This window comes from Pseudomonas sp. R151218B TE3479 (genome assembly GCF_053629195.1).
The window spans coordinates 5,703,801-5,729,622 of record NZ_JBRJHV010000001.1 but is presented as its reverse complement, the minus strand read 5'-3'; the positions used below and the strand labels follow the sequence as shown (position 1 = coordinate 5,729,622).

Below are 25,822 nucleotides of genomic sequence, written 5' to 3'. Positions count from 1 at the left end.
TTGCAGGACTGGGCAAGACAACAATCAAACAGGAAGGGCAACGATGAGTCTGTGGCGCACCACCCCCGACATCGAGAAACTGAACGCCGCCGGTAAGAACACCATCAGCGAAGTGCTGGACATTCGGTTCGAGTCCTTCGACGACGAATCCCTGACCGCCAGCATGGTGGTCGATCACCGCACCCATCAGCCATTCGGCCTGCTGCATGGCGGTGCTTCCGTGGTGTTGGCCGAAACGGTCGGCTCCATGGCCGCCTACCTCTGTGTGGACACCAGCAAATTCTATTGCGTGGGCCTGGAGATCAACGCCAACCACCTGCGCGGCGTGCGCAGTGGACGGGTGACGGCCACGGCCCGGGTGGTCCACCTGGGGCGCACCACCCAGGTCTGGGACATCCGCCTGGTCAACGACGAGGGCAAGGTCAACTGCGTGTCGCGCCTGACCATGGCGGTGGTGCCATTGGGTGAGCAGCCGCCGGCGCGTTGAAGCCCTACCTGTGGCGAGGGAGCTTGCTCCCGCTGGGCCGCGAAGCGGCCCCAAACCCACCGACTCGATCAGCCTGAATCATCGAGTGGCCTGATTTTGGGCCTGCTGCGCAGGCCAGCGGGAGCAAGCTCCCTCGCCACGGTGTTCAACATGAAATTCTGTGGTGGTGAGGCTCAACCCCATAGCCCAAGCCCGACTGTCATCATTCCTGTCAGTTACGGTCATTGCCGCGCCGTCGGGTTCTGCGGACAATCTGCCGCAGTTCCCCCAATGGATCGGCTGTCATGTCGCAACAGATTTTTTTCGCCCACGCCAATGGTTTCCCCTCGGCCACTTACGGCAAGCTGTTCGCCGCATTGGCGCCGCAGTACCAGGTCGCGCATCTGGAACTGCACGGCCATGACCCGCGTTTTCCGGTGGACGATAACTGGCACAACCTGGTGGACGAACTGATCCATCACCTGGAGCAGCAACCGGCGCCGGTGTGGGGCGTTGGCCACTCCCTGGGTGGCGTGCTGCACCTGCACGCGGCGTTGCGCTGTCCCCAGTTGTATCGCGGCGTGGTCATGCTCGATTCGCCAGTGCTGACCCGTACCGACCAGTGGGTGATCCTGGCCGCCAAGCGCCTGGGGTTCATCGACCGCCTGACCCCGGCAGGCCGGACGCTGGGGCGGCGTGAGGAGTTCGCTGACCTGGAATCCGCCCGGCAGTATTTTGCCGGCAAGACACTGTTTCGTGGCTTTGACCCGGATTGCTTCGACGCCTACCTGCAACACGGCCTGCAACAAGTCGGCGACCGGCTGCGCCTGCGCTTCGACCCGGCCACGGAGATCAGTATCTACCGCGGCGTGCCGCACACCAGCCCAGGACGGCCCCGCAAGCTCAAGGTGCCGCTGGCGGTGGTGCGCGGCCGGCAGAGTCGCGTGGTGATGCGGCATCACACCCGGTCGGTGGGGCGTATGCTCCATGGCGAATCCCTGAGCATGCCCGGCGGCCATATGTTTCCCCTCGAACGTCCACAAGACACGGCCAACCTGCTCAGGAACCTGTTCCAGCGTTGGGAAGGGCGCAGCGCATGAGCATGGTCGAGGAGGTCCGCCTGAGCCTGCCTCACATCGAGCTGGCGGCTCACTTGTTCGGCCCGGAAGACGGGCTGCCGGTGATTGCCCTGCACGGTTGGCTGGACAACGCCAACAGCTTCGCCCGCCTGGCGCCCAGGCTCGAGGGGCTGCGGGTGATCGCCCTGGACATGGCCGGTCACGGTCATTCCGGGCATCGCCCGCCGGGTGCCAGCTATGCCTTGTGGGACTACGTCCATGATGTGCTGCAAGTGGCCGAACAACTGGGCTTGAAGCGCTTCGCCCTGCTGGGGCATTCCATGGGCGCCATTGTCTCGCTGGTGCTGGCCGGTTCCCTGCCGGAACGGGTGACGCACCTGGGGTTGATCGACGGGGTGATTCCTCCTACAGCCAAAGGCGATAACGCGGCCGAACGCATGGGCATGGCCCTGCAAGCCCAGTTGGATTTGCAGCAAAAACGCAAGCCGGTCTACAAAACCCTCGACCGGGCCATCGAAGCGCGTATGAAGGGGTTGGTAGCGGTCAGCCGCGAGGCCGCCGAGTTGCTGGCCCAGCGCGGCCTGATGCCGGTGCCCGGGGGCTATACCTGGCGCACCGACAACCGCCTGACCCTGCCATCGCCCCTGCGCCTGACCGAGGAGCAGGCCATGGCGTTCGTTGCGCGGGTCGCTTGTCCGGCGCATCTGGTGGTGGCGGCCGATGGCATGCTGGCCCAGCACCCGGAGCTGCTGGAGCGTCTACCCTTCAGTCATGAGCAGTTGCCTGGCGGCCATCATTTGCACCTTAACGATGAGGTTGGTGCCGGGCTTGTAGCAGACTGTTTCAATCGGTTATTCACTGTTCCTTGACTTGCGCCGGGCAACTGTCGAGGCTGAGCGGGTTGAAAGGGAGACAACCATGACAGACCTCTGTTTGCCAGCCTCGCGGTGCATCGGCGACGCCCGTCGCGTCCAAGCGTCCCAGGCCAAGCCGATCCGATGAAATTATCCGTTCACTTACTCGTCCTGCTGGTGCTGGCCTGCTTCAGCCCGGCGTCGTTCGCCGTCGATGTGCCGGGCAGTCGCGACCTGGATCGCGTGCCACGCATGCCCGATGCACAGATCGTCGATTATCGGCAAACCAGCGACCTGGAACGTGTCTACCCCATGGGCTCGATCCGCAAGATCAGCGGCCAGTTGCGCTTTGACGGCCAAGTCGATGCCCGTGGGAATGTCACGTCGGTCACCTATGAGCTGCCGCCGGAACATTCCGCCACCCAGGCCTTTACCGCGGCTCGCGAAGCGTTGCAGAAACAGGGCGCCGAGCTGTTGTTCTGGTGCCAGGCCCGCGATTGCGGCGAAAGCAGCCTGTGGGCCAACGACGTCTTCGGCAACGCCAAGCTCTATGGCGCCGACAACGGCCAGGCCTTCCTGTTGCTGCGCCTGGCGCCGCCCGCGGACAACACGCTGATTGCGCTGTATGCCATCACCCGCGGCAATCGCAAGGCCTACCTGCATGTCGAGCAGTTCGAGGCGAATGCTGCGTTGGGTGACTTGCTGCCGACATCGGCCACCCTGTTGCGCCAGCTCAAGGACACGGGGGTCCTGGACTTGCCGCGTCTTGCCGGTGAACCGGACGACACCTGGTTGCGCCTGTTGTCCCGGGCGCTGAACCTGGACACGGGCCTGCGGGTCAGTATCGCCGGGCCCCGGGCCGAGGACTGGATTGAGGCGCTGGCGGGCCAGGGCGTCCGGGTGGCGCGCATGGAGGCCGCCAGCGGCGAGGCGGCCGGATTGCATCTGGAGTTGCTGCGCTAAGCTGTCTCGGGGCAGTGGTTTCACACCCGTGCCCCGATCCTGTTCATTTTTTCGAGACCCTACATGCTCAATAACGATCGGCTGTTGGTGCAGATCCTGCTCCTGGTGTTGTTCGGCGCAAGCCTCTGGGTCATGGCGCCGTTCTGGTCGGCGCTGTTCTGGGGCGCGGTGCTGGCGTTCGCCAGCTGGCCGTTGATGCGCCTGCTGACCCGCTGGGTCAATGGTCGCGAATCCCTGGCGGCGGCGTTACTGACGGTGGGCTGGATGCTGTTGGTGGCGGTGCCGCTGGTGTGGTTGGGTTTCAACCTGGCCGACCATGTGCGCGATGCCACCGCGTTCATCAGGGACGTCCAAGTCGATGGCTTGCCCGAAGCCCCTGACTGGCTTGCCGCCATCCCCTTGGTGGGCGGGCGGCTGGTGGGCATCTGGAACAGCATCGATCAGCAGGGCGCGGCCATGATGGTGTCCATCAAGCCGTATCTGGGGCAGGTCGGCAACTGGCTGTTGGCGCGCAGTGCGCAGATTGGCGGCGGCATACTCGAACTGACCCTGAGTATTGTGTTCGTGTTCTTTTTCTATCGCGACGGCCCGCGCCTGGCGGCGTTCGTCCATGGGTTGCTGGAACGCCTGATCGGCGACCGTGCCGGTTACTACATCGAACTGGTGGCCGGTACAGTGCAGCGGGTGGTCAACGGCGTGATCGGCACTGCGGCGGCCCAGGCCGTGCTGGCGCTGATCGGCTTCCTGATCGCCGGGGTGCCGGGGGCGCTGGTACTGGGGATCGTCACGTTCCTGTTGAGCCTGATCCCCATGGGACCACCCCTGGTCTGGATCCCCGCCACGGCATGGCTGGTATGGAAGGGGGAATACGGGATGGCGGTGTTCCTCGGCATCTGGGGCACATTCATCATCAGTGGCGTGGACAACGTGCTCAAACCCTACCTGATCAGCCGTGGCGGAAACCTGCCCCTGGTCATCGTGTTGCTGGGGGTGTTCGGCGGGTTGATCGCCTTCGGTTTCATCGGCCTGTTCATCGGCCCGACCTTGTTGGCGGTGGCGTACAGCCTGTTGACGGACTGGAGCAAGAGCCAGGCGCGGTAGTCTGAGTGCCGAGCACTTGTGGCGAGGGAGCTTGCTCCCGCTGGGTTGCGCCGTAGGAGCTGCCGAAGGCTGCGATCTTTTGATCTTTCGCTTGGGACTCAAGTGTCTGGGGAAAGATCGCAGCCTCGTTGCACTCGACAGCTCCTACAGGGGAGATAAGGGCTTAGAGGCGAGGCAGGCTGATCACCGCAGTCAACCCACCCCCCGGCGTTTCTTCCAGGCTCAACTGCCCGCCCAGGCGTTCGGTGGCTTCCCGGGCGATGGTCATGCCCAGGCCGACACCACCGGAGTTGCGATTGCGCGAGCTTTCCAGGCGGAAAAAGGGCTCGAACACCGCCTCGCGTTTGTCCGCCGCAATACCGGGGCCTTGGTCGATGACCCGGATCAATACCTGGTGTTGCTGGTCTTGCAGGGCAATCAAGGCATGGCCGGCGTAGCGCAAGGCGTTGTCGATGAGGTTGTTGAGGCATGAACGCAGTGCCATGGGTTGCACCTGCAGTGGGGCGCAGGTGCCGCTGACTTGCACATCGGCGCCCTGGTCCTGGGCGTTTTCGCTCAATGATTCCACCAAGGCCTGCACGTCCATCCATTGCAGCGCTTCACTGGTGCGCTGTTCGTGCAAGTAGGTCAGGGTGGCATCGAGCATGCCGATCATGTCGTCCAGGTCCTGGCGCATCTGGCCTTGCAGCTTGATGTCATCGATCTGTTCCAGGCGCAGCTTGAGCCGCGAGAGCGGCGTGCGCAGATCATGGGACACCGCGCCAAGCATGCGCGAACGCTGTTGCACCTGCTCTCGAATCCGTTGCTGCATCAGGTTGAACGTATGGGCTGCCTGCCGTGCCTCACGGGGGCCGTTTTCATCCAGCGGCGGGCTGTCGAGGGCTTCGCTCAGGCGCTCGGCGGCATCGCTCAGGCGTTGGATCGGTCGGGTCAGGAGCTTGGCGCCGTACCAGGCCGCGATGATCAGGAACACGAATTGAAAGGTCAGTGGCACCACCGGGCCGCCGAACCAGGGACGCGGACGACGGTTGGGGGGCGGGCCGAAGCGCGGGGGGGCTTCGCCTTGTTGGTTCATTCCTGGCGGTGGCCCGGGGGGCGGCTGGTCGTAATGGAAAAACCAGGCAAAGGCCAGCAGATGCGCCAGGACAATCGCCAATAGCAGCACGCCAAACAGGCGGCCAAACAGAGAGTCCAGGCGCAATCGCATCAACCGATGTCCCGGGCGTCGAACAAGTAGCCTTCACCGCGTACGGTCTTGATCAGTTGGGGGGCCTTGGGATCGTCGCCCAGCTTCTGGCGCAGGCGCGATACCAGCAAGTCGATGCTGCGGTCGAACGCTTCGATGGAGCGGCCGCGAGCCGCGTCCAGCAGTTGTTCGCGGCTGAGCACCCGGCGCGGTCGTTCGATGAAGACCCACAACAGGCGAAACTCGGCATTGGACAGCGGCACCACCAGCCCGTCGACCGAGATCAGTTGGCGCAACACGCTGTTGAGCCGCCAGTTGTCAAAACGGATATTGGCTCGTTGCTCGGTACGGTCGTCACGTACCCGGCGCAGGATTGTCTGGATACGCGCCACCAGTTCCCTGGGTTCGAACGGCTTGGCCATGTAGTCATCAGCGCCCAGTTCCAGGCCAATGATGCGGTCGGTGGGCTCGCAGCGGGCGGTGAGCATCAGGATCGGGATGTCCGATTCGGCACGCAACCAGCGACACAACTGCAAGCCGTCTTCACCCGGCAGCATCAGGTCGAGCACGACCACGTCGAAGTGCTCGGCCTGCATCGCCTGGCGCATGGCCGCGCCATCGGTCACGCCGCTGGCCCGTATGCTGAAACGGGCCAGGTAATCGATCAGCAGCTCGCGGATCGGCACGTCGTCGTCGACGATCAGCGCGTGGGTACTCCAGCGCTTGTCGTCGTCGGACACTTTTTGATTGTCAGAATTTGCAACAGGAGTGTTCTGCATGGATGCATCATCTGCCAGGTAGGCTGCCAACCGTAAAGAAGGCGGCGAGGTGGAGGCTTCAGCATAGGCGTCGTGCCGCGAGGCGTGAAGCGCTGAAAGAGCGGGTTGCGGCGGCGGACGGTAGCGTGTCGACGTGTTGTACGCATGTCATGAATGTATCGGCTTCGACACAAAGGCCGCTATCGTCCATGCTGCTGGAGGGCGATGAGATTTACCGATCATCGGGTCCCGCACGGGCGCTCGTTCCGCTACAATGCGCGCCGATTTCGACTTGCCTGAGAGCCCGCTCATGTCCGCCTGCCAGACGCCCATAATCGTCGCCCTGGATTTCCCCACCCGTGACGCCGCCCTGAAGCTGGCCGACCAATTGGACCCAACGCTTTGCCGGGTCAAAGTCGGCAAGGAACTGTTCACCAGTTGCGCTTCGGAAATTGTCGGGACCCTGCGTGACAAGGGTTTCGAAGTGTTCCTGGACCTGAAGTTCCACGACATTCCCAACACCACCGCCATGGCGGTCAAGGCGGCTGCGGAGATGGGCGTATGGATGGTCAACGTGCATTGTTCCGGTGGCCTGCGCATGATGGCGGCCTGCCGTGAAGTGCTGGATCAGCGCAGCGGCCCGAAACCGTTGCTGATCGGCGTGACCGTGCTGACCAGCATGGAGCGCGAGGACCTGGCCGGGATCGGCCTGGACATCGAGCCTCAGGAGCAGGTGCTGCGGTTGGCGGCGCTGGCGCAGAAGGCCGGCCTGGACGGTCTGGTCTGTTCGGCCCTGGAAGCTGGCGCCCTGAAAGCGGCCCACCCGTCGTTGCAACTGGTGACCCCGGGGATTCGTCCGGCGGGCAGCGCCCAGGACGACCAGCGTCGCATCCTGACCCCGCGTCAGGCACTGGACGCCGGTTCCGACTACCTGGTGATCGGTCGCCCGATCAGCCAGGCCGCCGATCCGGCCCAGGCGCTGGCGGCGGTTGTGGCTGAACTGGCCTGAGCAAACTGATATCCCTTGTGGGAGCGAGCTTGCTCGCGATAGCGGTATGTCAGTCAATAGCAATGTTGACTGACAGGGCCTCATCGCGAGCAAGCTCGCTCCCACAATTGTTTTGTCAGACCTTGAGTACAAGTTTCCCGAAGTTCTCCCCGCTGAACAATTTGCTCAGCGTCTCGGGGAAGGTCTCCAGCCCTTCCACAATGTCTTCCTTGCTCTTGAGCTGCCCCTTGGCCATCCAGCCGGCCATTTCCTGCCCGGCGGCGGCGAACTGGGAGGCGTAGTCCATGACCACGAAACCTTCCATGCGAGCCCGGTTGACCAGCAATGACAGGTAGTTGGCGGGGCCCTTCACCGCTTCCTTGTTGTTGTACTGGCTAATGGCACCGCAAATCACCACGCGGGCCTTGAGGTTCAGGCGGCTGAGCACGGCATCCAGGATGTCGCCCCCGACGTTGTCGAAATACACATCCACGCCTTTGGGGCATTCGCGCTTGAGGCCGGCGTGGACGTCTTCGTTCTTGTAGTCGATGGTGCCGTCGAAACCCAATTCATCGACCAGGAATTTGCATTTGTCGGCACCGCCAGCGATGCCCACCACACGACAGCCTTTGATCTTGGCAATCTGCCCGGCGATGCTCCCCACCGCACCGGCGGCGCCCGACAGCACCACGGTCTCGCCGGCCTTGGGCGCACCGACGTCCAACAGGGCGAAATAAGCGGTCATGCCGGTCATGCCCAGGGCGGACAAATAACGTGGCAGCGGTGCCAGTTTCGGATCGACTTTGTAGAAACCCCTTGGCTCGCCGAGGAAATAATCCTGCACACCCAGGGCACCGTTGACGTAGTCCCCGACCGCGAACCCCGGGTGGTTCGAGTCAATCACTTGGCCGACACCCAGCGCCCGCATCACTTCACCGATGCCCACCGGTGGGATGTAGGACTTGCCTTCGTTCATCCAGCCGCGCATGGCCGGGTCCAGGGACAGGTATTCGTTCTTCACCAGGATCTGGCCGGCTGCCGGCTCGCCCACCGGTACTTGCTGATAGGTGAAAGTCTCGCGGGTCGCGGCGCCTACCGGGCGTTTGGCGAGCAGGAACTGGCGATTGGTCTGGGCAGTCATGGTTGGCACTCAAGATGAATGAAGACTTGTTGATAGACCTTCGAGGGGTTTGCCGCAAGGTTCGCCGTCTCAGCGAATGCACTTCGATCCAACCGAGTGATAGTGCCTCCAGGGCCCTTATCACTGGCGCCCATGAATGCCCAACCGGCATCTGGATAGTGCTGCCGTGCCACGCCTGGCTGTGGCTACACTGGTGCGACCCCGCATTCTTCGAGGAACAGACAATGAGCATGACGTTTTCCGGACAGGTCGCCGTGGTAACCGGCGGCGCCGCCGGCATCGGCCGCGCCACGGCCCAGGCGTTCGCGGCAGAGGGCCTGAAAGTGGTCGTGGCCGACCTGGACGTGGCGGGCGGCGAGCGTACGGTGCAGTCGATTCGCGATGCGGGGGGCGAAGCGGTATTCGTGCGCTGCAACGTGACGCTGGAAAGCGATGTGCAGCAACTGATGGACGAGGTGATCAAGACCTATGGGCGCCTTGACTATGCCTTCAACAACGCCGGGATCGAGATCGAGAAGGGCAAGTTGGCCGACGGTACCCTCGACGAGTTCGACGCGATCATGGGTGTCAATGTGAAGGGTGTCTGGTTGTGCATGAAGTACCAGTTGCCCTTGCTGCTGGCCCAGGGCGGCGGTGCCATCGTCAACACGGCCTCGGTGGCGGGCCTGGGCGCTGCACCGAAGATGAGCATCTATGCTGCCTCCAAGCACGCTGTGATCGGCCTGACCAAATCGGCCGCCATCGAATACGCCAAGAAGAAGATCCGCGTGAATGCGGTCTGTCCGGCGGTGATCGACACCGACATGTTCCGTCGTGCCTACGAGGCGGATCCGAAAAAGGGCGAGTTCGCCAATGCCATGCACCCGGTGGGGCGTATCGGCAAGGTCGAGGAAATCGCCAGCGCCGTGCTCTATTTGTGCAGCGATGGCGCGGCGTTCACCACCGGCCACTCCCTGGCGGTGGACGGCGGCGTCACGGCGTTCTGAGGACGTTTCCCTGAGCTTGTAGGAAGAAGCCCGCACTGGTTGCGGGCTTTTTCTTTGGGCGAGGGAAACATCCTCGGAGCGGCCTATCAATGTGTTTCAAAGGGTGAGAATCGGCGGTTTTGGCGACGTTGTCGTACATCGTTCGCGGGTGGCCTGTGCTTAACTGTTTCCGGAAATAAAACAAACGCTTAGGAGTTTGGTTACTCATGGAGTTGAGAATCGACCGGCAGGCCTTGGTGCCTGTCGTGCAGCAAATCGTCGACGCGCTGACCGGCTGGATCCGACAGGATGCGGTGCAACCGGGGACTCGCCTGCCGTCCGTGCGCCAACTGGCGCGGCAGAACCTGCTCAGCCAGTCCAGCGTCAATGAAGCGTGTGAACGCCTGGTTGCCCAAGGCCTGCTGGCGTCCCGGCATGGCTCCAGCTTTTTTGTCGCGCCAACCCCCGCATCCGGGCCGGGGTGCATCGACCCGGAGCGGCGACAGGATATGCCCGCCGAGGGCGGTGATTCCCCGCCCTGGGCGTTGAAGCTGGGGTGTGGCGGGTTGCCCGAGAGCTGGCGTGAAAGCGATGACCTGGGTTATGCGATCCGGCAGGTCACCCGCACCGATATGGCGGGGTTGTTCAACTACAGCACGTCGCTGGGGCTGCCCGCCCTGCGTGAGCAGCTGTCCAGGCGCCTGAAGCAATTCAATATCGAGGCCGATAAAGACCTGATCCTGACCACCACCGGGGCGACCCATGGGCTGGACCTGATCGTGCGGACACTGTTGCAGCCAGGCGCCTGCGTGGTGGTGGAGAGCCCTGGCTATTCAAGCCTGTTCGACCTGCTCAGGTTGCACAAGATCGACATGATCGAACTGCCCAGGACCCCGCGCGGCCCGGACGTCGATGTGTTGCAAGACTTGTTGGCGACACACCGGCCCAGTGCGCTGTTCGTCAACAGTGCCTGTCACAACCCGACCGGTAGCAACCTGGCTCCGGCCGTGGCCCAGCGGTTGTTGCAACTGACGAAGCAACACGCCGTGCTGGTGATCGAAGACGATGCCTATGGCGACTTCCAGAACTCGGCGCGGACCCGGTTGGCAGCGCTGGATGCCGACGTGGTCTACGTGGGCAGTTTCTCGAAGACCCTGAGCAGTTCGTTGCGCGTCGGTTTCGTGGTGGCCGGACCGTCCATCATCGCGCGCCTGAGCGAGGTCAAAGGCATCACCAGCATGGGTGGGTCGCGGTTCTGCGAGGCGGTGCTTGCCAATCTCTTGGCCAATGGGGCCTATCGCAAACTGGTCCAGCGCCAGCGCCAGCGTTTGGGCGTCGATATGGCGGCGTTGTTGCAGGTGTTGGAAGATGCCGACTGGGAGGTCTTTGGCAAACCGGCCGGCGGGCTTTTCATTTGGGCAAGACCGCCAATCAGTGACTACGCTGGAATACAGCGCCTGGCCAAGCGGTTCGGCGTGTTGTTGTCTTCCCCCACGGCCTTCAGCCCTTCGGGCACCGACAGCGACTGGCTACGGATCAACGTGGCCTATGCCCGTGATCCCAGGGCGTTGGGTTTTTTCCGGGCTGCGGCTCTGGATCGACCTCAAGTGTCCTGAAAACGACGCGGCTGTAGCTTTTTGCCATTATTCCGACGCCAGCATCTTGTGTTGCAGGGCGTCTCGTTGCGAATCTGCAATCAACACACACTGGCAGAGGACTGAGCGCAATGATTTCGGCCGTGCAAGGACGTTTTGCCAACCTGGGTATGGCAAAAAAACTGGGTATCGGATTTGTCCTGGTGCTGCTGTTGACCGCTGTGGTCGCGGCCATCGGCGTCTGGTCGCTGCAGACCATCAGCTATCGCTTCGATGGCCTGAAGCAGATGTCGTCCCTCAACAGCGGGTTGCTCAAGGTCCGGCTGCTTGAGCAGGAGTACGCCTCGCGTTCCGACCCCAAGACGGCCGATGCCCTGCGCCAGGGTGTCGACGGGCTGCTGGCCCTGGCGAACGAACTCAAGGAGCAGTCGCCTGCCAACGTGCCGGTGATGAACGACGTTGAGCAGGCGCTGGGGGCCTATCGCAAGGCATTCGACGAGTTTGTCGGCTTGAGCCAGAGCAAGGACCTTGCGCTGGAAATGGCCAGTTGGTCGGTGTCCAGCGTGGCCAACAACCTCGATGTATTGCAGGCCGGGCTGGCGGATGACGGTACCTATACCTTGAAGGATTCCGAAGGCAAGGAAGGGGCCGAGTTCATCGAGCAGGCCAACCAGATCAGCGAAGTGTCGCGGTTGATGCTACAGGCCATGAATGAAGCGCGGGTTCGTTTGGACCAGAGCCGCAAAGGCAATGTCGAGGGCGCCGGAGAAGGCAGTATCGAACAGGCCGAGCAGGCCATGAAACAGGCCGAAGCGCTCAAGACCACGGTCAAGGACCCGGGTTACCAGACCGTGCTTAATGAAGTGGCCGGGCACATCGTCGGGTTCAACGAGCAACTGGCCGAATACACCGGCTTGTTGGCGAAGGAAAAAATCGTCTACCAGCAACTGCACGAGCGTGCCGACCAAGTGGTGGCGCGGGTCGACCAGGCCTTCAGTGCCGAAGACCATGCCATGCAGACCGAACTGAAGAAGAACTCGCTGCTGATCATCGGTTCGTCGGCCTTGGCGTTGCTGGTGGGATTGATCGCGGCGTGGGTCATCACCCGGCTGATCGTGACGCCGCTGCGCAGTGTCATTCGCGTTGCCCAGCGGATCGCGGCGGGTGACTTGAGCGCCACGGTGGAAGTGACGCGCCGGGACGAGATTGGCCAGTTGATGCAGGCGATGCAACAGATGGGCGCAGGGCTGAGCAGTATCGTCAGCGGTTTGCAGGCCGGGATCGAGCAGTTGGCCAATTCGGCTCAATCGCTGTCGGCTGTGACCGAGCAGACCAACCTGGAAGTCAGCAGCCAGAAAGAGGAAACCGAGCAGGTCGCCACGGCCATGAACCAGATGACGGCCACCGTGCACGATGTGGCGCGCAATGCCGAAGAAGCGGCCCAAGCGGCCCAGACTGCCGATGACAAGGTCGAAAGCGGCCAGCAGGTGGTGCGCCAGAGCATGGTGCGCATCGAACAACTGGCCGATTCGGCCACGTCGGCCAGTTCCAGCATCGAAAGTCTCAGCGCCGAGATCCAGAACATCGGCACGGTGCTGAGTGTGATCAAGAGCGTGGCTGAGCAAACCAACCTGTTGGCCCTCAATGCCGCTATCGAGGCGGCCCGTGCCGGGGAGCAGGGCAGGGGCTTTGCGGTCGTGGCCGATGAGGTGCGGGCCCTGGCCAGGCGCACGCAACAGTCCACCGAGGAAATCGAGCGACTGGTGAGCGCCTTGCGTTCAGCGGCCCAGGCTTCCGTGCAGCAGATCCAGAGCAGTGGCGAGCTGGTGAAGATGGCGGTCAGCGACGCGCTGCAGACCGAGAGCGCGTTGGGCAGCATTGCGGCGGCGGTGTCGTTGATCCAGCAGATGAACCAACAGATCGCCGCGGCAGCCGAGCAGCAGAGCTCGGTGGCCGAAGAGATCAACCGCAGTGTCACCAGCATTCGCGCCAGCGCTGATCAATCGTCCCTGGCGATGCGCGGCAATGCCGCTTCCAGCATCGAGTTGGCGCAGTTGGGGATTGAGCTGAAAGGGATGGTGGGGCATTTCAAGTTGTGACGCAGGGGGCATCCGTTGGGTGCCGCGCCCTATGGGGCTTGTATGAGCTTGTGAGCTGTAGAGCTGTCGAGTGCAACGAGGCTGCGATCTTTCCCCTAACACTTGAGTCTCAAGCGAAAGATCAAAAGATCGCAGCCTCGTTGCACTCGACAGCTCCTACAAGCTCGTACGCTCGCCACGATGAGGCTGCGTTGCCTCAGTCGTAGACCTTCTTCTTCTTCCACTCGTCGTTTATTTCGTCGTCCTTCAAGCCTTCGGTCAACTGATTGACCTCGCCCTCGACCGGCTGGGTACTGGCCAGGACCTGAGCATTGGCGCGGGCCAGGAGTTTCTCCAGATAGGCCAGTTGTTCGGCGTAGACCTGTGGTTCCTGTTGCTTGCGCAGGTACTGAACGCCGCGCTCGAAGGCAAGGCGAGCCTGTCCGGGTTGTTCTTGCTGCAAAGCCTGCTGGCCGAGGTTGTTGAAGAACTCGATGTGCAGCAGCACCAGGATGTGCCGCACTTCACGGATCCAGCGCTTGGCTTCGTTGGGCGGCAGGAAACCGTCCTGGGCGGCGCGGGTGATCTGGCCATGCAAGGCCTCGAGCAGAAAGCGAACGTCCTTTGCCTTGGCTTCGGTCTGGATCGGTGCCGGTGGATTGCTCACCGGGATCGATTCACCCTGGGCAGCCAGCGCGCTCAGTTCATCCAGGCGTGCCTTGACCGCAGAATTGGTTTTCTCCAGGTTCAGCAGGCGCTGGCAGACATTCATCTCGAGGCGCGTCATCAACAACTTCAAGGCAGGGGTCATCAACTGCCCAGGGAAGGTTTCGGTGAGCTCGCCACAGCGACGCATGCGGTCGTTGAGTTCTACCTTGGTGCGGGCCTTTTCCAGCTTGTTGTTTTCCACCACGTGGTTCATGTAGCCAATGGCGATCAACAGAGCGATCCCGGCTACGACGAGCAGGGTGATCATGAGTGGTGTCACCGGTAAGACCTCTTTATTAGGGTACGCATGTCATGAGTGTAGTGGCTTGGCTTTTAAGCGCATAGGCCCGAGCGACGTGATTAGACGGGCGTCGTGCTGTTTTATAGGACGCATGATCGGGTAGGAGCACATTGCCATCATTTGCCGGGCGCGACTATAGCGCCTCGGCGGGCGACAGAATATAGGCGTCAGAGACCGGACGAGCAAAATGTGCCGATCGCCCCTCAAACCGGGCGAAGTCATTGATTTAAATAAATTTATATCTGGGGGTTGACGACCCTTCAATCCATCCATAGAATGCGCGCCACTTACAGCGTAAAGCATTCAGCCAAACGCTCTAAGTAGTGAATGTTGTACGTGTGTCCCCTTCGTCTAGTGGCCTAGGACACCGCCCTTTCACGGCGGTAACAGGGGTTCGAGTCCCCTAGGGGACGCCAATGCGGGAATAGCTCAGTTGGTAGAGCACGACCTTGCCAAGGTCGGGGTCGCGAGTTCGAGTCTCGTTTCCCGCTCCAATTTTAAACAGTGTTGCTTTAGGGCAGCGCTGAGTGAAGCCAGAGCCGACATCTTCGGATGCGGATTTGGGCACTGAAATACACACCATGTGTTTCAGTTAGTGTGTCCCCTTCGTCTAGTGGCCTAGGACACCGCCCTTTCACGGCGGTAACAGGGGTTCGAGTCCCCTAGGGGACGCCATTTGCGGGAATAGCTCAGTTGGTAGAGCACGACCTTGCCAAGGTCGGGGTCGCGAGTTCGAGTCTCGTTTCCCGCTCCAAATTCAAAAAACGCCGCTCATACGAGCGGCGTTTTTTTTATGCGCGTGAAAAGGCCTCGCTGCGCGTATAGGTCTTTAACCGACGATTTTCGTTGTCTGAGGGGGCTTGCCGCCCTTTACCTTAATAATGAAGGCGAAGCGAAAGTACTTCATGCAAAACTTAAGGAAAAACGCTCAGGAAGATTAATAGTTCATTCCTAAAAAAAAGCCCTTCTCCTAACCTTCCAGTATCCATCCTGGAGGTGCACTTATGCTGATTTTTGTTAAATCGATGGTCATTGGGCTGTGCATTGCGGCTCCTGTGGGACCCATTGGGCTGTTGTGCATACAGAGAAGCCTCATGCTTGGCTGGAGAGCCGGTTTCGCAACGGGGCTGGGGGCCGCCACTGCCGATTCGATCTATGGATTCATCGGGGCCCTGGGGGTCACGGCCATCATCGCGACGCTGATCAGCTTCAAACCTTGGTTATGTATTTTTGGCGGACTATTCCTCGCCTACATTGGCTATCAGACAATACGATCGAAGGGTGGCGCGACCGCCATGGCAGGTGAGCGTGCCAACATGTTCAAAGCCTACTCGACCACGCTGTTCCTGACCCTGTCGAACCCCATGACCATCTTGTCGTTTATCGCGATATTTGCCGCGTTGAGTGATGGCATGGCCAGCGACCAAGGCGGCCAGCACGCCTTGCTGCCGATGGTGACCGGTATATTCCTGGGCTCGGCTGCCTGGTGGCTGGGCTTGAGCGGGTTCTCCTCCATTTTCAAGGCACGGGTTGCCGAATCGAAGCTAAGGCTGATCAACTACTTTTCGGGGGCGACCATCACCGTTCTGGGGGCCTACCAGGTCGCCACTGGCGTCATGCTGGCTACGGCAACCTGACCGAGAGCGATGCATGAATAGAGCTCTTACGGCAGTCTGGACTCGACATAGGCCCTGAAGCGGCCTATCGCTTGGGTGACGTCTGGGGCGGTGGCATTGCTGAATGAAAGCCGTACCTGATTAGCCGCCTCATTCGTCAGCGAAAATAAAGTGGTGGGGAATACGATCACCTTGAATTGCTGGGCGCATTCGCGCATTTCAGAGTATCCAAAGGCGAAAGGCAGCTGCAGATTGATGAAGAAGCCGCCTGCCGGCTGATTCCAGCTGACCGTTCTTTGGGCGCCGACCTTGAGTGGGAATTCACACTCAAGGCATTCAAGCATGTGGTTTCTTTTCTTCGTATAGGACAACACCCTGGGTTGGTTCAGCCCTTTCAGCGAGTAATTGTTCTCGATCAGCGAGCCGGCGACGACCGCTTGGCACAGGGCAGGGGTGTTGACGGTGATCAGGCTTTTGGCCTTGCACAATCGGCCACTGAATGACATGACACCGGCGCCCTCCGGCGCGACCACATAACCCATGCGCAAGCCTGGAAAAATCGACTTGGCAAAGGAGCCCAGCAAGAAGACGCGACTGCTGTCGATGGACTTCATGGACGCAATGGCATCGCCTTCGTACCTGAAGTAACGGTAGGCCGTGTCTTCAAGGACGAAAAAATTCTTTTCATTGGCCAAGGAAAGCATGGCTGTCCTGGCGTGATAGGAGAGGCTGTCGGCGGTCGGATTGCTAAAATCCGGAACGGCATACAGTGCTTTGATTTTTTCCCCTCTGGATTCAAGTTCTTCAATGATTCCGCGCAGGGCGATTGGGTCGAGAAAAGCCGCCATGGGGACGGGGACTATTTTTATGCCCAGCAGTTTTGCGATGCCCGTGATCCCGGAAAACACCGGGTCAGGCACCAATAAAATCCCACCGCCTTCAAAAATCGACAGGAGCGTCAAGGTACAGGCTTCTTGGAACCCCAGGCACACCACGATGCTTTCAGGGTTGGAGACTGTTATCCCTTCATCCGCCTGCAAATAGGTGGCGATTGTTTCATTGATGATTCCCGAGGTTTTTCCATATTGGCAAAGCAGCGTCGCCAGTGACTGCCCAGTGCCGGCAACGTGATGTTTGTATCGGGCCAGGCCCCGGTCGATGAGCGACGGGTCGCACTGCTGGTCATCGGGTCGACCGGAGGCCAGTGAAATGGCCTCCGGGTTTTCCTGGGCGATGGAGTTCAGAAGGTGGATGACGTTCAGGAGGGGGTCTTCGAATATCGTGTTTTCGAATGCGCTGGACACTTTTCGCTTCTCCATAAAAAAGCAACGAGCCACTGAAGACTCGTTGCTTGTGATGACACGCTAGGCAGGATCGAGTGAGCTTTTCTGATCGACCTTGCTTTCCATGGTTTCGAATGCCTGGAGCAGGTCCTCCTTGAGGTCTTCAAGATCCTCCAGGCCAAAGCACAATCGAACCAGGCCTTTCTCGATGCCCATGTCCGCTTTTTCCTGATCCGTCATCGAGGCGTGGCTGCCACTGAAGGGCTGGGCGACCATCGAGGTCACGCAGGCCATTCCGGTGCCGGTGCCAAACCATTTGAGCGCGCTGGTGAACGTTTTGTAAAAGGGCACCAGATCGGGCCGAATATCAACAAACACAATGCCGCCATAACCGGTTAATTGCCGACCATCGATGCGTGGGTAATAGACATGCTCGATAAAAGGCAACTCGCGCAGATAGTTGAGCATGCTTGCTGTCGTCTGGCTGTGTTTTTCCATGCGCAGGTTGAACGTCTGCAGGCTTCTGCGCAGCAACCAGGCGCTATTGGGGGTGAGTATCGTGCCTGAATAAAAGCGGCCCTCAAGGAGACGGTTGTATATCGTTTCATTGTTGACCAGCACCAAGCCGCCCATGACATCACTGTGTCCAGAGAAGTATTTGGTGGCGCTGTACAGGGAAATGTCGGCGCCAAAATTCAACGGCTTCTGAAATATCGGTGTGGCCCAGGTATTGTCAACGACCACCAGCGCCTGCGGGTTATGTTGCTTGACGGCCCTGCTGACCGCGTGGATATCGATGTCTTTCAGGAAGGGATTGGTCGGTGTTTCGAAAATGACCATGTCGACGTTCGCCGGCAAGGCCTTCAGCCCCTCTGCCGTGGTGAGATCCAGAATCGTCAGGTGTGCGCCGATACGTGCCGCATAGCGCTGGAACAATTTGTAGGAGCAGCCATAGATGTATTTGTTGATGACCAGCGAAGCCCCCGGTTTCAACAGTTCCAACACCATGTAGATCGCGCTCATCCCGGTGCTGTAGGCCAGGGCATGTTCACTGCCCTCCAGGGACGCGACGACCTGTTCCAGTTCCGTCACGTTGGGGTTGGCTTTCCTTGAGTAGAAGAAGGCCGAGTCAGCGTTGAAAGCGCTGCACTGATAAATAGGCGTTACCGAAGGATGGGCGTCCCGGTCATCCACCTTGATATGAAGTATTTCAGTAGACACTTTCATGCTTGGCTGACCAGTTTGATGACCTGTTCATACATGTTTTGCTTACCCTCGTAACCCACGGTCGGGGTGATGTCATTTTGCGAAATACCAATCTCTTCAATCGATTCTGTCGGGAAGTGGGCCCTGTCGAAGACTTCATGAAGGTTCGAGTTCACGCCGTTGGGGAGCCAGACTTCAGGGCCTGTTTCATCGATGCGAGCCTTGGCAACGATGAATCGATAGCTTTCATGGGGGCGCAAGGTCAGTGATTTCCAATCGCTGTTGTGCCCATCCGTATAATTGCGTCGCAGGTAGACGGTCTGTTCGAAGTCTGCGGTATTGAGCACTTGGGCGTGCAGCGAGACAATGTCTCCGTGCCATTCGAACTTTCGCTTCTCGTAGGCGCTCAACGCGTCTTCGCGCAACTCGACAGGGGCGTTCGCCTGGTGTTCACCCAGCAATTTGAAATGCGCATCATGTCCGCACTGAGAGCAGCATCCTTTGCTGTCCAGTCCGATGATTTCAGCGTTCAAGCCATAACGGGTGACGAGCAGGGCGTTACAGTGGTTGCAACTGGTATTGGTCCCTTCGACGTCATTCACGTTACCCAGGTAGACATGCTCAACGCCCATGCTTCGAGCAACGTCCCGAGCCTTCAGGAGCCTGTCCACAGGCGTACGGATGCTGTTGCTCATCTTGTAATCGGGGTGAAACCTGACGAAGTGCAGCGGTACGTTCGGGCCCAGTTCATCCAGGACCCACTGGCTGATTTTCCTGGCCGTTTCCTCGTCGTCGCTGATGTCGGTCACCATCAAGGTGCTGACCTCGACATATTTGCCGGCGTCATAGACTTTCTTGATACCCGCCAGGACGGGCTCTACCCAGCCGGTGGTGACCTTGCGGTAGTATTCCGGGGAGATGGATTTCAGCGAAATCGAGAAAATATCGATGACCGGCAATAACTCATCAATGGCCTCTTCGCTGATGAAGAATGCCGATTTATAGAGGTTGATTAGGCCCGCTTCCTTGGCCAGCTTTGCTGTGTCGAGGATGAATTCGTGCCAGACAACGGGGTCGTTATACGTCCAGGAAATGACGCGTATGCCGTGCTTGAGTGCGGTTTCCACCACCTGCTCGGGGGTGTAGTAGTAAACGTCCTTGTCGGTGACGTACTTGGCCTGCGATGTCTTCCAGTTATGACAGTAACCGCAGTTGAGCATGCAGCCGATATTACCCAGGGACAAGATCCGCTCCCCCGGGGCAAAGTGGAAAACGGCTTCGGTTTCGATTGTCTCTTCGGTGCTGTGAACGCCTTTACCGTAGTTCAATGTAACGAGCCTGCCCCCACGGTTTCCGCGCACTTTGCAAAAACCTAACTTGCCTTCTTGGATAACACAGTTGCGCGGGGAAAGATGACACTTCACAGCGCCTCCGGGGAGTATTTCTTCCAGTTTTGTCGGGCTGCTTTCCAAGGTCCAGTTTTTATTTTTTGTAGTGTCCATCTTTCACTCCTCATCACGGAAGTTGCCATCAATAGCATCGGTTTAAAAAGTCGAGGCGAAACGATCCTGCCGCCCTGCAGGGCAGTCATAGTTGTAAATTTATTAGTAAGCGGATGAAGCGCTCATCAATCCATAGTTTTTAAGTGCAAAGCGCTTGGCATTCATGTTCATGAACGGTTGAATAAGTGGGCCGATCACCAGCAGAAATGCAATCGTGCCGATACCGAAGGGCCCGCCTAAAAGCCAACCGCTCGAAAAGATGCCGATTTCAATAATCATTTTGGCTTTGGTGAACGACCAGTTCCATTTGGATACCATGGTCAATACCACCAGGTCCATGATCCTGATGCCGATACCGCTCATGATGATCAAGGCGGAGGAATAGGCACACAGCATCAGCCCCGAGCCCAATAACGCGTACTCATTCATTCTGGCGATCAAATACTCCCCGAGCCCCAGCCACGACCAGAGATCGATCAGCAGCCCGGTCAGCGTCGTTGTAATGAAGGGACTTATCGGTGGGTATTTTTTGTTCCAGAGCACCCACCATGTCAGGAAAAACAGCGATACGATAGCCGAGCAAACGCCCATGCCCAGCATGAGTATTCTATCGATCGAGATGATCAGGACATCTAATGGGTCAGTACCCAGTTGGCTGATGATGAAACACTTGGCACCCAACGAAAAGAAACCGACGCCCATCAGGTACATCAGTAACTGATCTTTCTTGAAGTGCCGGAGACTTAGGACTTGCGTGCCAATGTGCTGGACGAGCGGGTGAGGTTTTTTTTCACACTTTTTCTTTTCATCTTCCATGCGAACACCATCCCTGGAGAGAATATTTTATTATGAGTGCGTCACGCTAAAGAGCAGGGCCGTTGATTGCCCGGATTCTTTTCAGGTTTTTCAGGCTGGAAATAGACTAGCGCCATGCTTTATTTTGGTGCATGCTTTTTTTAATGAAAAACGCGGGCTTTTCATTAAAATTTATACTTTTAACCGGGGAAAACGCACATGGATCGTATAGACGTCAAAATCCTGGGTAAGGTACAGGACTGTGGTCGGATTTCCATCACAGACCTTTCCAAGCACGCGGGGCTTTCTATTCCTGCCACCAATGACAGGTTGCGCAAACTTGAAGACTCCGGGGTCATCAAGGGCTATTGCGCTCAGTTAGATCCAACCAAGCTGGGGTATGGCATATCGGCTGTCGTCGGCATCACCACCCTCAAGCCAGCGAAAGCCAAATTGATAGCGACACTCACCGACATACCCGAAGTCGTCGAGTGCCTGCACATCACGGGGAATGACTCCTATCTGATCCGCATCTACGCCAGGTCCATGGCCGAGATCGAGGACATTATTGCGAAAATCAATGCGTACGGTGAGACCCGGACCAGCATTGTCCTGTCCATTCCTATCGAGAGAAGAAAACTCGCCCCGTGAGTCAGGGCGCCTGTCGGGCAGGGGCGGGGGAGTGCTCGATCGACGAGGTCGCTCCCCGGCCATGGGCGTCCGGTCTAGCTCTGGCACGGGCGGGGATGCTTATAGAAAGATGGCGATAACGGTAAAAAATCTTTTAACCCTCAAGGCTGTGTACCAGGTTTTCAATCGCTTCCAGGACAGCCTCATCCGGTGGCTCCGGTGCCGGATGTGTGTTGCGCATCTGGTACGCGAGACGGTATTCACTGGGCGTGCAACTGGCGTATTGCTTGAAGGCGCGAGCGAAGTAGGACGGGTCCTTGAAGCCGGCCTCGTAGCCGATGCTGGTGATGGGCATCTGGCTGTTATCGAGCAGTTCCTTGGCGAAGCTCATGCGTTTGTTCAGCACGTAGTCGGTGAAACCGAGCCCATTGGCTTCCTTGAACACCCGGCTGAAACGAAACGTCGTCATGCCGCAACGCTTGGCCAGGTCGCGCTGATCGATGCTGTCGCGAAAATGCTGGTCGATGTACAGCATGATGTGGCTGAGGGCTTGGTGTTTCTGGTGCCCGGAGGTCAGGCGAATGCTGTCCGGCAAGGTCGGGGAGTGGTCGATCTGTGAGGTCTTTGCTCGACCGTTGGCATTGCGGCGCAGTTCGCACAGTTGCACCACAGCGGTGAGGTAGCGCTTTCTCTCGGCGCCGGACAAGGGCAGCACCATGTATTCCCAGACGCTGGAGCGCATGGCCCACACCGCCAGCTCTTCGGAGTGCTGCACGGTGAACATGGTGATGGGCGTGCCAGGAGCGGTTCGTTTGATTTCCAACAAGCGGCGCAGGCCCGGCGTGTCCGGGCGGTCGAAATGGATGCAGATCATGTCGACCTGCTCCGCGCTGGGCAGCATGGCATTTTTTGCCAGCGTACAGTCGCACGTGTCCTGGAACAGGGAGACGAGTTCCTGGGTGGACCGGTCATGGGTCAGATCGACCCATAACAGCTTTGGCTTTGCAGTCGGATTGGACGGCATAGGACGACTACCCACAGGTGCTTGCTGCCCTTTAGCTAGCAGTATTGCCACTGTGCCATCATTTCGCCGAATAAATTTTTATAAAAGTCCGATCGTTTAGCGCCATCCGTCGTCATGGGACGCCTGTTCGCGTTGCCCAGGCTGGATTTCCCGCCGCGGCGCCTTTCCTGTGCGGCGCAAAAAAATCCTAGCGATGTGCAAAATCCTCCTAACGGCGATGACCACCTGCTGACTAGGGTTGCATCAGGCAGTTCGCAATGTACTGCCCTTGATAAAACAACCCGATGAGGTGTGCGAAATGACTCTTCAAACAATCAAGGCTTCGGTGCTGAAGTTCGCCAAAGATGAAGATGGCCTGACCATTGTGGAATACGCCGTGGCCGGCGGGTTGATCACCGTGTTGGTGGCCGCCGCGTTTGTGCTTCTGGGCGGTGCCGTGAACACCAAGATCCGTGCGCTGTGCCAGGCGGTCAACGGCAACGTTGCCTGCTGACAGCGGCAACTTGCAATGAAGGGGGCACGGTCACTTTCAAGGAAAACCGCTTGCGACTCTTTTGCAGTGAGTACAACGAATCAATCAAATGGACTTCGCGCTGTCCCCTCCAATCAAGTTCGTAACAGTACTTCTGACCCGCGTGAGGTTCATGAAATGACTCGCCAGACAATAAGCACTTCGATCAACAAGTTCGCCAAAGATGAAGACGGCCTGACCATCGTTGAATACGCGGTGGCGGGTGGCTTGATCACGGTGTTGGTAGCGGCGGCCTTCGTCCTTCTGGGCGGCGCCGTGGACACCAAGATCCGGGCGCTGTGCCAGGTCGTCAATAGCAACGTCGCCTGCTAACGAAAATCACCCCAGGGAGACGCATCATGTCCATGGAACTGCTGGTGTCGACGGTACTGCTGCTGGGACTGCTGGGTGTGGCGGTGGTGAGCGATCTGCTTCGCCACCGCATTCCCAACACATTGGTCCTGTTGGGCCTTGCCCTGGGATTGGCCGGCCAGGTGTATACCGGCGGCATTGGCGGCTTGGGTGACAGCCTGTTGGGCATGCTGATCTGTTTCGCGCTGTTCCTGCCTATGTACGCTGTCGGTGGCATGGCCGCCGGTGACGTCAAGCTGATGACCATGGTCGGCAGCTTCCTGCCTTTTCATTACGCACTGTGGGCGGCGCTGTTCAGCCTGATCGCTGGCGGTGTGTGCGGTTTTCTTATCATCCTGGCCCGCGGCCAACTGCTCCAGACCCTGGGACGCTACTGGTTGATTGTACGAGCCCAGTCCTATCTGGCACCGACTTCGAATGAGGTGGCGGGCAAACCCTTTCCCTATTCGATTGCGATCCTGATCGGCACTTTGAACAGCGTTTACTGGCAACTGGTTGCCAGCGGCTGGGGAGTTTAGTCATGCACGTCATCAACGATAGCGATGCCTACCCCAGCGAACGGGAAGCGGTACAACGCCTGGCACCCCAGCCATGCACCATTCGCGACACAGGCCTGACCGACAGTTTCCTGGGTGAGCTGGTGTGCAAGCATCTGCACGACGCCGGTGTGCTGGACATGTCGCGGCTGGTGGAGCGCCTGGCCCTGACCGGCGCGGTGTTGGAGGAAGTCCTGGCGTTCCTGCGCAAGGATGGTCGTGTCGAGGTGCTGGGCCAGTTGGGGCAAGCCGGTGGGCAGACGCTGCGTTATGGCCTCACCGAGCGCGGCCGCAGTTCGGCCCGGGATGCCCTGGCCCGCAGTGGCTACATCGGCGCGGCGCCGTTCCCGGTGAGTACTTACCGCTCGCTGATCAAGATCCAGACCATCCACCACGGCCGCATCACCGCCAAGGACATGAACCAGGCCTTGGCCGGCCTGGTGCTGAGCCAAGGCATGCTCGACCAGTTGGGCGTCGCCCTGAATTCCGGGCGGGCGATCATGATCTACGGGCCGGCGGGCACGGGCAAAACCTATGTCAGCAGCCGATTGATCCGGCTCTTCGCCGAGGCCATCTGGGTGCCCCATGCCATCGTCATCAACGAGTCGGTGATCGAGATCTACGACCCGCAGGTGCACCAGCGCCTGGACGACAATGGCCAAGCGAACAACCTGATGCTCAACGAAGGCATCGACCGCCGGCTGCTGTGCTGCAAACGCCCGATTGTCATCACTGGCGGCGAGCTGAGCATGGAGCAGTTGGACGTGCGCTACGACCCGTTCACCCGGCAATACCAGGCGGCGCTGCAGCTCAAGGCCAGCAACGGCCTGTTCATCATCGATGACATGGGGCGCCAACGCATGGCTCCCGCTGAGTTGCTCAATCGCTGGATCGTGCCCATGGAGGAGAAGCGCGATTTCATCAACCTGGGCGGTGGCCGGCATTGCGAACTGCCGTTCGACCTGGTGCTGGTGTTTTCCACCAACCTCAATCCCCTCGAACTGGCCGACGAGGCCTTCCTGCGGCGCATTGGCTACAAAGTGCAGTTCGGCTACCTCAAGCCCGAGGATTATGAACGCATCTGGCGCCAGGAGTGCGAGCGCCTGGGCATCCCGTATGACCCGCTGTTGGTGCGCCATGTCCTGCAGCGGTTGTATGCAAGCGAAGGCATGCCGCTGGTGCCTTGCCACCCCCGTGACCTGTTGAACATGGCGCTCGACCGCCAGCGTTACCTGGGCAGTTCCGGCCCCCTGTTGCCGCAAGAGCTGGAATGGGCCTGGCACAACTACTTCGTTCAGCTCGACTTCCTTTGATCTGGAGATACCGACATGAGCTCTCGTACGCTTCCGCTGATTGGCGTTTCCCTGGTAATGGGCCTTGGTGCCGCATGGATGGCTGACGCCTGGCTGAGCGCACGACTCAATGCGTCCCCCGATGATCATTTGCGAAGCGTGGTGGTCGCCACGGTGGAAATCCCCTTCGGGCAAATGGTCGAGGCCCAGCAAGTCACCACGGTGCGCATGCCCATGGACACGATCCCGGACGACGCTTTCGATGCCAGCGAACAGGCCGTGGGCAAGATCGCCACCTTCGACATCCTGCGCGGCGACATCGTGCGGGGCGCGCGTCTGAGTGAGCACTTGGGCGGCAGCACTCTGGCTTCGCTGATCGCGCCGGACAAACGCGCCATTTCGGTCCGCGTGGATGATGTGGTCGGCGTGGGTGGCTTTCTCTTGCCGGGCAACCGGGTCGATGTACTGGCGACCAAGACCACCAGCGCCGGCAGCAACAGCGCCACGTCCCGGACCATCCTGGAAAACCTGCGGGTGTTGGCGGTGGACCAGACGGCGGGCACCGACAAGACCCAGCCGGTGGTGGTGCGGGCCGTGACCCTGGAAATGTCGGTCACCGAAGCCGAAGCGCTGGTCACTGCGCAAACCGAAGGCAAGCTGCAACTGGCGCTGCGCAACCCATTGAACCTGGAGAAGAAAGCCGTGGCCGTTGCGCCGCCAGCCCCTGCACCGGTCATGGCCATGGCGGCCGCCCCGTTGCCAAAACCTGTGGTGCAGCGCAGTGCCAAGCCGCAAGGCGGGGCGATCACGCTGATCCGAGGGGTTGAAAGCAGTGTGATCAATGTCCGCTGAGTGACGCCTCCACGCCAGGC

General features: G+C 59.7%; 25 protein-coding genes, 4 tRNA genes and 1 pseudogene. 21 read left to right on the top strand and 9 right to left on the bottom strand.

The annotated features are described in order from the left end of the window. Window positions 1-43 precede the first annotated feature (43 nt). From AB7M32_RS24790 to AB7M32_RS24770, 5 genes are all read left to right on the top strand, one after another. The gene (locus tag AB7M32_RS24790; protein WP_454251679.1) at window positions 44-487 is read left to right on the top strand and encodes a hotdog fold thioesterase; all 444 of its coding nucleotides are present in this window, start codon (window positions 44-46) and stop codon (window positions 485-487) included. A 284-nt stretch (window positions 488-771) separates the two neighbouring features. Beyond that, on the top strand, window positions 772-1,566 hold the full coding sequence (locus AB7M32_RS24785) for an alpha/beta fold hydrolase (RefSeq protein WP_454251678.1): 795 nt from the start codon (window positions 772-774) through the stop codon (window positions 1,564-1,566). Continuing rightward, window positions 1,563-2,414 (top strand): alpha/beta hydrolase, encoded by an 852-nt coding sequence (locus AB7M32_RS24780; protein ID WP_454251677.1) that lies wholly within the window; start codon window positions 1,563-1,565, stop codon window positions 2,412-2,414. The genes AB7M32_RS24785 and AB7M32_RS24780 overlap by 4 nt, the downstream gene beginning before the upstream one ends. A gap of 129 nt (window positions 2,415-2,543) precedes the next feature. Beyond that, window positions 2,544-3,362: a DUF4892 domain-containing protein gene (locus AB7M32_RS24775; RefSeq protein ID WP_454251676.1), complete on the top strand. Its 819-nt coding sequence runs from the start codon at window positions 2,544-2,546 to the stop codon at window positions 3,360-3,362. Between the two features lie 63 nt (window positions 3,363-3,425). Beyond that, window positions 3,426-4,463, top strand: a complete 1,038-nt coding sequence (locus AB7M32_RS24770; protein WP_060741180.1) for an AI-2E family transporter — start codon at window positions 3,426-3,428, stop codon at window positions 4,461-4,463. Window positions 4,464-4,626: 163 nt separating this feature from the next. On the opposite strand, the gene AB7M32_RS24765 is transcribed toward AB7M32_RS24770, so the two are convergent. Next, window positions 4,627-5,670: a sensor histidine kinase gene (locus AB7M32_RS24765; protein ID WP_454251675.1), complete on the bottom strand. Its 1,044-nt coding sequence runs from the start codon at window positions 5,668-5,670 to the stop codon at window positions 4,627-4,629. Continuing rightward, complete coding sequence (locus tag AB7M32_RS24760; protein ID WP_454251674.1) at window positions 5,670-6,428, bottom strand: response regulator; 759 nt, start codon at window positions 6,426-6,428, stop codon at window positions 5,670-5,672. The genes AB7M32_RS24765 and AB7M32_RS24760 overlap by 1 nt, the downstream gene beginning before the upstream one ends. Window positions 6,429-6,717: 289 nt before the next feature. On the opposite strand from AB7M32_RS24760, the gene pyrF reads away from it, so the two are divergent. Continuing rightward, window positions 6,718-7,416 (top strand): orotidine-5'-phosphate decarboxylase, encoded by a 699-nt coding sequence (pyrF, locus tag AB7M32_RS24755; RefSeq protein ID WP_060741184.1) that lies wholly within the window; start codon window positions 6,718-6,720, stop codon window positions 7,414-7,416. Window positions 7,417-7,531: 115 nt separating this feature from the next. Here the strand turns inward: pyrF and AB7M32_RS24750 are convergent, their stop codons facing one another. Further along, the gene (locus AB7M32_RS24750) at window positions 7,532-8,536 is read right to left on the bottom strand and encodes an NADP-dependent oxidoreductase (RefSeq protein WP_454251673.1); all 1,005 of its coding nucleotides are present in this window, start codon (window positions 8,534-8,536) and stop codon (window positions 7,532-7,534) included. Window positions 8,537-8,760: 224 nt separating this feature from the next. Here AB7M32_RS24750 and AB7M32_RS24745 point away from each other — a divergent pair, with 224 nt between their 5' ends. The 4 genes and pseudogenes from AB7M32_RS24745 to AB7M32_RS24730 all read left to right on the top strand — a co-directional run bounded on the left by AB7M32_RS24745 (window position 8,761) and on the right by AB7M32_RS24730 (window position 13,195). Then, on the top strand, window positions 8,761-9,522 hold the full coding sequence (locus AB7M32_RS24745; RefSeq protein ID WP_454251672.1) for an SDR family oxidoreductase: 762 nt from the start codon (window positions 8,761-8,763) through the stop codon (window positions 9,520-9,522). Between the two features lie 206 nt (window positions 9,523-9,728). Continuing rightward, on the top strand, window positions 9,729-11,117 hold the full coding sequence (locus tag AB7M32_RS24740; protein WP_454251671.1) for an aminotransferase-like domain-containing protein: 1,389 nt from the start codon (window positions 9,729-9,731) through the stop codon (window positions 11,115-11,117). Window positions 11,118-11,227: 110 nt separating this feature from the next. Continuing rightward, window positions 11,228-12,334 (top strand): annotated as a pseudogene (locus AB7M32_RS24735) (HAMP domain-containing protein); the annotation flags it as partial. Continuing rightward, window positions 12,314-13,195, top strand: a complete 882-nt coding sequence (locus AB7M32_RS24730) for a methyl-accepting chemotaxis protein (RefSeq protein ID WP_370873828.1) — start codon at window positions 12,314-12,316, stop codon at window positions 13,193-13,195. The pseudogene AB7M32_RS24735 and the gene AB7M32_RS24730, both read left to right, overlap by 21 nt. A gap of 196 nt (window positions 13,196-13,391) precedes the next feature. Here the strand turns inward: AB7M32_RS24730 and AB7M32_RS24725 are convergent, their stop codons facing one another. Next, window positions 13,392-14,150, bottom strand: a complete 759-nt coding sequence (locus AB7M32_RS24725) for a hypothetical protein (protein WP_072406400.1) — start codon at window positions 14,148-14,150, stop codon at window positions 13,392-13,394. A 373-nt stretch (window positions 14,151-14,523) separates the two neighbouring features. On the opposite strand from AB7M32_RS24725, the gene AB7M32_RS24720 reads away from it, so the two are divergent. From AB7M32_RS24720 to AB7M32_RS24700, 5 genes are all read left to right on the top strand, one after another. Next, window positions 14,524-14,599 (top strand) — tRNA-Glu (locus AB7M32_RS24720). A 2-nt stretch (window positions 14,600-14,601) separates the two neighbouring features. Further along, window positions 14,602-14,677 (top strand) — tRNA-Gly (locus AB7M32_RS24715). A gap of 105 nt (window positions 14,678-14,782) precedes the next feature. Further along, a tRNA-Glu gene (locus AB7M32_RS24710) sits at window positions 14,783-14,858 on the top strand. A 3-nt stretch (window positions 14,859-14,861) separates the two neighbouring features. Further along, window positions 14,862-14,937 (top strand) — tRNA-Gly (locus AB7M32_RS24705). Between the two features lie 250 nt (window positions 14,938-15,187). Beyond that, on the top strand, window positions 15,188-15,820 hold the full coding sequence (locus AB7M32_RS24700; protein ID WP_454251670.1) for a LysE family translocator: 633 nt from the start codon (window positions 15,188-15,190) through the stop codon (window positions 15,818-15,820). A 26-nt stretch (window positions 15,821-15,846) separates the two neighbouring features. Here the strand turns inward: AB7M32_RS24700 and AB7M32_RS24695 are convergent, their stop codons facing one another. The 4 genes from AB7M32_RS24695 to AB7M32_RS24680 form a co-directional block, all read right to left on the bottom strand. Further along, a complete protein-coding gene (locus AB7M32_RS24695; protein ID WP_454251669.1) occupies window positions 15,847-17,103 on the bottom strand; it encodes an aminotransferase-like domain-containing protein in 1,257 nt (418 codons plus the stop codon). Between the two features lie 60 nt (window positions 17,104-17,163). After that, window positions 17,164-18,309: a trans-sulfuration enzyme family protein gene (locus tag AB7M32_RS24690; RefSeq protein ID WP_454251668.1), complete on the bottom strand. Its 1,146-nt coding sequence runs from the start codon at window positions 18,307-18,309 to the stop codon at window positions 17,164-17,166. After that, entirely contained in the window at window positions 18,306-19,790 is a 1,485-nt protein-coding gene (gene amrS, locus AB7M32_RS24685) for an AmmeMemoRadiSam system radical SAM enzyme (RefSeq protein WP_454251667.1), read from the bottom strand. The genes AB7M32_RS24690 and amrS overlap by 4 nt, the downstream gene beginning before the upstream one ends. Window positions 19,791-19,892: 102 nt before the next feature. Continuing rightward, on the bottom strand, window positions 19,893-20,606 hold the full coding sequence (locus tag AB7M32_RS24680; RefSeq protein ID WP_454251666.1) for a YczE/YyaS/YitT family protein: 714 nt from the start codon (window positions 20,604-20,606) through the stop codon (window positions 19,893-19,895). Between the two features lie 198 nt (window positions 20,607-20,804). Here AB7M32_RS24680 and AB7M32_RS24675 point away from each other — a divergent pair, with 198 nt between their 5' ends. Continuing rightward, the gene (locus AB7M32_RS24675) at window positions 20,805-21,236 is read left to right on the top strand and encodes an Lrp/AsnC family transcriptional regulator (protein ID WP_072406390.1); all 432 of its coding nucleotides are present in this window, start codon (window positions 20,805-20,807) and stop codon (window positions 21,234-21,236) included. Window positions 21,237-21,369: 133 nt separating this feature from the next. Here the strand turns inward: AB7M32_RS24675 and AB7M32_RS24670 are convergent, their stop codons facing one another. Beyond that, window positions 21,370-22,239, bottom strand: a complete 870-nt coding sequence (locus AB7M32_RS24670; RefSeq protein WP_454251665.1) for a response regulator transcription factor — start codon at window positions 22,237-22,239, stop codon at window positions 21,370-21,372. Between the two features lie 298 nt (window positions 22,240-22,537). Here AB7M32_RS24670 and AB7M32_RS24665 point away from each other — a divergent pair, with 298 nt between their 5' ends. The 5 genes from AB7M32_RS24665 (at window position 22,538) to cpaB (ending at window position 25,802) form a co-directional block, all read left to right on the top strand. Then, on the top strand, window positions 22,538-22,732 hold the full coding sequence (locus AB7M32_RS24665) for a Flp family type IVb pilin (RefSeq protein ID WP_008070254.1): 195 nt from the start codon (window positions 22,538-22,540) through the stop codon (window positions 22,730-22,732). Between the two features lie 156 nt (window positions 22,733-22,888). Continuing rightward, window positions 22,889-23,083, top strand: coding sequence for a Flp family type IVb pilin (locus AB7M32_RS24660; RefSeq protein WP_454251664.1), 195 nt, complete (start codon window positions 22,889-22,891; stop codon window positions 23,081-23,083). 26 nt (window positions 23,084-23,109) lie between these two features. Beyond that, window positions 23,110-23,640, top strand: coding sequence for an A24 family peptidase (locus AB7M32_RS24655; protein ID WP_454251663.1), 531 nt, complete (start codon window positions 23,110-23,112; stop codon window positions 23,638-23,640). A 2-nt stretch (window positions 23,641-23,642) separates the two neighbouring features. Next, on the top strand, window positions 23,643-24,971 hold the full coding sequence (locus tag AB7M32_RS24650; protein WP_454251662.1) for an AAA family ATPase: 1,329 nt from the start codon (window positions 23,643-23,645) through the stop codon (window positions 24,969-24,971). A gap of 15 nt (window positions 24,972-24,986) precedes the next feature. Then, the gene (cpaB, locus tag AB7M32_RS24645) at window positions 24,987-25,802 is read left to right on the top strand and encodes a Flp pilus assembly protein CpaB (RefSeq protein WP_454251661.1); all 816 of its coding nucleotides are present in this window, start codon (window positions 24,987-24,989) and stop codon (window positions 25,800-25,802) included. Window positions 25,803-25,822 lie beyond the last annotated feature (20 nt).